General features: G+C 71.0%; 4 protein-coding genes. All 4 read left to right on the forward strand.

The genetic code is table 11. The annotated features are described in order from the left end of the window. Positions 1-161: 161 nt before the first annotated feature. The 4 genes from ACFW2E_RS39085 to ACFW2E_RS39100 all read left to right on the forward strand — a co-directional run bounded on the left by ACFW2E_RS39085 (position 162) and on the right by ACFW2E_RS39100 (position 6,223). Positions 162-3,212 (forward strand): type I polyketide synthase, encoded by a 3,051-nt coding sequence (locus ACFW2E_RS39085; protein WP_384474489.1) that lies wholly within the window; start codon positions 162-164, stop codon positions 3,210-3,212. A gap of 125 nt (positions 3,213-3,337) precedes the next feature. Beyond that, positions 3,338-4,195 (forward strand): hypothetical protein, encoded by an 858-nt coding sequence (locus ACFW2E_RS39090; protein WP_384474492.1) that lies wholly within the window; start codon positions 3,338-3,340, stop codon positions 4,193-4,195. Between the two features lies 1 nt (position 4,196). Then, a complete protein-coding gene (locus ACFW2E_RS39095; protein ID WP_384474495.1) occupies positions 4,197-5,489 on the forward strand; it encodes an ATP-binding cassette domain-containing protein in 1,293 nt (430 codons plus the stop codon). Continuing rightward, the gene (locus ACFW2E_RS39100; RefSeq protein ID WP_384474498.1) at positions 5,486-6,223 is read left to right on the forward strand and encodes an ABC transporter permease; all 738 of its coding nucleotides are present in this window, start codon (positions 5,486-5,488) and stop codon (positions 6,221-6,223) included. Before ACFW2E_RS39095 ends, ACFW2E_RS39100 begins: the two co-directional genes overlap by 4 nt. Positions 6,224-6,289: the final 66 nt, after the last annotated feature.

Consider the following 6,289-nt stretch of genomic DNA (forward strand, 5'->3'; position numbering starts at 1 on the left):
GGGGCCCCCCCCTCCCCGCGCGCGCCTGCCGCGTTGTGGGCGCCACACACCCCCTACCACCAGACCATCACACCCCCCCGCCCGCGCGGGGGGCTCGCCCGCTGGCCCCCCCGCCGCTGTCGCCGTCGCACGAGGGGATCAGAGGGGAAGTAGGGGAAGAAATGGCTGACGAGAAACAGCTGGTCGACACGCTCAAGCGGGTCGCAGCCGACCTGCACGACACCCGTCGGCGGCTGCGCGAGGCCGAGGAGAGGGAACACGAGCCCATCGCGATCGTCGGCATGGCCTGCCGATTCCCCGGCGGCGTCGCCTCGCCCGAGGACCTGTGGGCCATGCTCGACGCCGGCCGCGACGGCATGGGCCCCTTCCCCCGCGACCGCGGCTGGAACCTGGACCAGCTCTCCGCCAGCGACGGCCACGACGACACCGGCCGCCGCGCCGGGTTCCTCCGGAACGCCGCCGGATTCGACGCCGAGTTCTTCGGCATCAGCCCCCGCGAAGCACTCGCCGTGGACCCGCAGCAGCGCGTCCTCCTGGAGACCTCCTGGGAGGCACTGGAACGCGCCGGCATCGACCCGCACACCCTGGCCGGCACCCGCACCGCCGTCTACGCGGGCGTCAGCAGCAACGACTACCTGCGCGGCCTGACCCGGATGCCCGACTCCATCGCGGGCCACATGATGACCGGCGTCGCGGCGAGCGTCCTGTCCGGGCGCGTCTCCTACGCGCTCGGACTCGAAGGCCCCTCCCTCACCGTCGACACGGCCTGCTCCTCGTCACTGGTGTCGGTGCACCTGGCCGCCCAGGCGCTGCGCGGCCGTGAGTGCACCCTGGCCCTCGCCGGCGGCGTCACCGTCATGGGCTCCGCGGGTACGTTCCTGGAGTTCAGCCGCGCCGACGGCCTCTCCCGCGACGGCCGCTGCAAGGCGTTCGCCGACGCGGCCGACGGTACGGGCCTGTCCGAGGGCGTCGGAGTCCTCGTACTGGAGCGGCTGTCGGACGCGCGGCGCAACGGGCACCGGGTGCTCGCGGTGGTGCGCGGCTCGGCGGTCAACCAGGACGGCGCGAGCAACGGCCTCACCGCCCCCAACGGCCCCTCCCAGCAGCGGGTCATCAAGCAGGCCCTCGCGTCAGCCCGCCTCGCCCCGCAACAGGTCGACGCGGTGGAGGCGCACGGCACGGGCACCCGGCTGGGCGACCCGATCGAGGCACAGGCGCTGCTCGCGGCGTACGGGCAGGACCGTGACGGCGGCGCTCCGCTGTGGCTGGGGTCTGTCAAGTCCAACCTCGGCCACACCCAGGGCGCCGCCGGAATGGCCGGCGTCATCAAGATGGTGCTCGCCCTCCACCACGAACGACTGCCGCAGACCCTCGGCGTGGACCGGCCGACCACGCACGTGGACTGGTCGGCGGGCGCGGTGGAGCTGCTGACCGAGGCCAGGCCGTGGACGGCCGGGGAGCGGACCCGGCGGGCCGGCGTCTCCTCCTTCGGCATCAGCGGCACCAACGCCCACGTGATCGTGGAGGAGGCTCCCGTCGAGGAGCCGGCTTCGGTGGCGGAGGCAGCCGGGCTGCCCGTGGTCCCGTGGATCGTCTCCGGCACCGGAGAGGACGCCGTGCGCGCACAGGCCTTCCGGCTGCTCGAGTTCGCCCGCGCGGAGCCGGACCGCGACCCGGCCGACGTGGGCTTCTCCCTGGTCACTCGGCGGTCGGCGTTCCCGTACCGGGCCGCCGTGGTGGCGGGGGACCGAGCCGGGCTGCTGACCGGCCTGGAGTCGATCGCCGGCGGTGCGCCCCTGCCGGGTGACGGCCGAGGGCCGTTGGCGTTCCTGTTCACGGGGCAGGGCAGTCAGCGGGCGGGGATGGGCCGGGAGTTGTACGAGGGGTTCCCGGTGTTCGCGACCGCGCTGGACGAGGTGTGTGCGGCTCTGGATGTGCATCTCGAGCGGCCTTTGCAGGAGGTCATGTTCGGGGGTGAGGGGCTGGATGAGACGGGTTACACGCAGCCTGCTCTGTTCGCCCTGGAGGTTGCCCTGTTCCGGCTGCTTGAGGCGTGGGGTGTGCGGCCGGATGTGCTGGCGGGGCATTCGATCGGTGAGCTGGCGGCGGCGTATGTGGCGGGGCTGTGGTCTCTGGAGGACGCGGCGTTGATCGTGTCGGCGCGCGGCCGGTTGATGCAGCGGCTTCCGGCGGGTGGTGCGATGGCGGCCGTGCAGGCCACCGAGGACGAGGTCCTGCCCGTCCTTCCCGCAGGTACCGGCATCGCGGCCGTCAACGGGCCCACCGCCGTGGTGGTCTCCGGCCCCCAGGCGGGTGTGGACGAGGTCGTGGCGTACTTCGATGCGCAGGGCCGCAAGACGAAGCGGCTCAGCGTCAGCCACGCCTTCCACTCGCCGCTGATGGAGCCGATGCTTGCCGAGTTCGAGCAGATCGCCGCGCAACTGTCGTACAACCGGACCAAGTTCCCGATCGTGTCGGCCCTGACCGGCTCGCAGGCGTCGTACGAGGACCTCTCCGACCCTTCCTACTGGGTCCGTCACGTGCGTGAGGCGGTTCGTTTCGCCGATGCCGTGGCCACGCTCGAGGAGCAGGGCATCGGTTCGTTCCTGGAGCTCGGCCCCGATGCCGTGCTGACCGCGATGGTCGCCGACCCGCGGGCCGTGGCCTGCCTGCGTCGCGACCGCACCGAGCCCCGGGCCCTCGTCGAAGCCCTCACCCGGCTGCCCGCCGTGGACTGGGCGGCGTACTTCGGTCCCGGCCGCAACCCCGTCGACCTGCCCACCTACGCCTTCCAGCACCAGCACTACTGGCTCGCCTCGGCGGGACGGACCGGCGGCAGCGCGAGCGTGGGGGAGGCGGCGTCGCCGACGGAACCCCAACCGGACACTCATGAGGCGCTGTTGGCGGCCCTGGGCGCGGCCGACGAGGCCGGTCGTGCCGAACTGCTCGCCGAACTGGTTCGCGAGGCCACCGCCGGGGTGCTCGGTCACTCCGGGGCCGACGACGCCATCGAGCCGGACAGCGACTTCCTCGATCTCGGATTCACCTCGCTGCTCGCCGTGGAATTCCGGGACCGGCTCACCACCGCGCTCGGACTGAAACTGCCCGCCGCCGTGATCTACGAATACGGAACCCCGGAAGAACTCGTCGAGTACTTGACGGAAGAACTCGAGGACGTACTGCCGGCCGGTCCGGCGGTCGCCACCCGGTAGGGGGCGCTAGGGGTGGCCATAGGGGCTCTCACCCGCCATGGCCACTTCTAGCATCGAGAGCACCCGGCAAAACCGGCGGGATGCCAAGTCGAGAACGCGACAGACCAGTCAGGAAGGGGCAGCCGGTGGATAACAACAACGTGTGGCTGAAAATCGGTGGCAGCAGCCGGGAGGAACTGGTGCTCGCCGTCGACTTCACCGCCACCGGCCGCCCCGACGCCCGTTTCTCCGATCTCTTCTCGCTCACCGCGGCGGGCCGCCACAATGTGTGGGAGACGATGCCTCAGGCCATCGCCACCGACGTGGGGCCCGGCGGCCAGGAGTACCTCGACCGCTGGTTCGACTCCGTGCGCGAGTCCGGGCAGCGGGTCGGCGCGGTTCTCGGCTTCTGCGCCGGTTCGGTGTACGCGGCCGCGCTCGCCGAGCGCCTCACCCAGTGGCAGGAAAGCGCCCCGGAGCTCATTCTCTTCGACCCGGAACTCGCCAACCCGCTCGGCCTTTACTGGCAGTTCCACATGTCCCTGAGCCTCTTCGAATCCATCGTGGGACCCGAGCCGATCTCCGAGGCGAACACCGAAGGGCACCACGTCCTGGAAAGCACCGACGACATTCGGGTGCTCGGCACCGAACTCGTCCGGCTTTTCCGTGGCGTGAGTGAACCCGCGTTCGACCAGCTCGACCTCGACGAGGAGAGTCGCGCCGAATTCACCGAGTCCTTCACCGCTTTCGTCGCCTATGTCGTCGCCGCGGGCGATTTCGCCTCCATGGAGAACTGGCACAAGGCGGTCGCCTTCACTTCGGCGAGCCCGCTCAGCGGACTCAACCGGCTTCGCTCCACCGATCCGGAGACCGCGGCCCGCGTCGTGGCCAGGGAATTCCAGTTCGGCAGCGAGCACATGAACCTGCTGCGCGACGAGGCCGCCGCGAAGGCTCTGGACGCGCTGCTGTCCCCGCAGGACCTCTCCCGACAGATCCGGATGTGACATGACGACGACCCCAGAGACCAGGACCGCACCTGACGAGGGAGGCACCACCGTCACGGCCGCGTCCCCCACCCAGACCTCGACCTCCAGCGCCGCGGCGCAGCCCGACGAGAACAAGCCTGCTCCTCGCAAGAGGACGGTTCCCCGTAAGAAGACGGCGGCCGTCAAGCGGACCGCGGCCGCGAAGAAGACCACGGCGGTGAAGAAGACCACGGCCACGAAGCAACCGGCCGGGACGAAGCCCGAAGCCGGGACGAAGCCCGAAGCCGGGGCCAAGCCGACGGCAGTGACCGAGGCGGCGGACGAGACCGAGCGCGCGACCCAGCCGAAGCCGGCGGCCGTCAAGAGCCCCCGGCACGTCACCGACGCCGAGCCCGCCCTGCGCATCACCGGACTGCGCAAGGACTACGGCGACGTCAAGGCCGTACGCGGGCTCGACCTGACCATCGCGCCCGGCGAGGTGGTCGCCCTGCTCGGCCCCAACGGAGCCGGCAAGTCCACCACCGTCGACATGATCCTCGGCCTGGCCAAACCGACCGCGGGCTCCATCACCGTCTTCGGCAAGGTCCCGCACATCGCCGTGCGGGACGGCCTGGCGAGCGCCGTCCTGCAGGAGGGCTCCCTCATCGACGACCTGAGCGTCCGCGAGACCCTCGGCATGATCTCCTCGCTGTACAAGGACCCGCTGCCCATGGACGAGGTCCTGCGCCGCGCCAACATCGAGGACATCGTCGACCGGCGCGGCACCAAGCTCTCCGGCGGCCAGCGACAGCGCGCCCGGTTCGCCTGCGCCCTGGTCGGCAACCCCCAGCTGCTCATCCTGGACGAGCCGACCTCCGCGATGGACGTCGGCAGCCGCCGCAAGTTCTGGGAGTCGATGCGGAAGTTCACCGACACCGGCCGTACCGTCGTCTTCGCCACCCACTACCTCGACGAGGCGGAGGAGTTCGCCGACCGCGTCGTCCTGATGCGCTCGGGACAGATCGCCGCCGACGGCACGGTCGCCGAGATCCGCGCCCTCACCGCCGGCCGCATGCTGCGTGCCGCGGTGCCGGGTGCGAGCGCCGCCGAGCTGAAGAAGCTGCCCGGCGTCACCGCGGCCACGATCCGGCTCGGCCAGGCCGAGCTGCACTGCGACGACTCCGACGCAGCCGTGCGCGCCCTGGTGACGATGTACCCCGACGCCCATGACATCGAGATCAGCGCCACCGGCCTGGAGGAGGCGTTCTTGTCGCTGACCTCCGACGACGCCTCCCAGGACGACACGCAGAACACGGAGGACGAGGCCGCATGACCGGCTACCTGGCCATCGAGATCAAGAGGATGCTGCGCGGTCCGCGCTTCATCGTCTTCGCGTTCGTCGTGCCCGTGGTGATGTACCTGCTGGAGTGCATGCTCTACAAGAAGCAGACCATCCCGCACTCCCACGGGATCACCTACAGCGCCTGGCTCATGTGCAGCCTGGCCGCCTACAGCGCGTTCACCTCGTCCATGCACACCACCGCCCGCGTCTCGCACGAGCGGCAGATCGGCTGGCACCGGCAGCTGCGCCTGACCCCGCTGCTGCCGCGCACCTACCTGCTGACCAAGGTGTTCGTGGCGATGGTCGTCGCGCTGCCGGGCCCGGCGTTCGTGGCCCTCTTCGGCTGGCTGGTCCAGGACGTGCACCTGTCGGCGGCGGGCTGGCTGCAGATCACCCTCGGCATCTGGATCGCCTCGCTGCCCTGCGCCGTCCTCGGCCTCGTCATCGGCCTGTACGTGGCCCCCGAGCAGCAGCAGATGTACCTCCAGGGTCTGATCATCCTCTTCGGCTTCCTCGGCGGGCTGCTCCTGCCGACCACCGGGTTCCCGGACTGGCTGGTCAACATCATCAAGGTCATGCCCAGCTACTGGCTCGCCGACATCGGCCACGGCGCCCTGCTGCACGACACCCGCGCGGTGGTCGGCGCGGCCGTGCTCGCCGCGTGGACGCTGGTGTTCTCCGCCGCGGTGGTCCTGAGCTACCGGCGCGAGGCGGCCCGGGCCTGAGGCGGTCCCGGCCGTACGAGTCCAGCCGTAAGAGGAAGAGACGGGGGGGGGGGGGGCGCGCCCCCC

The sequence above is a fragment of the Streptomyces sp. NPDC058964 genome (assembly GCF_042741275.1).
Taxonomy (GTDB): Bacteria; Actinomycetota; Actinomycetes; order Streptomycetales; family Streptomycetaceae; genus Streptomyces.

Bases quoted from the DNA above. Each gene is read 5' to 3' on its own strand.
- ACFW2E_RS39100 (WP_384474498.1), top strand. From the start codon at position 5,486: ATGACCGGCTACCTGGCCATCGAGATCAAGAGGATGCTGCGCGGTCCG.
- ACFW2E_RS39095 (WP_384474495.1), top strand. From the start codon at position 4,197: ATGACGACGACCCCAGAGACCAGGACCGCACCTGACGAGGGAGGCACC.
- ACFW2E_RS39085 (WP_384474489.1), top strand. From the start codon at position 162: ATGGCTGACGAGAAACAGCTGGTCGACACGCTCAAGCGGGTCGCAGCC.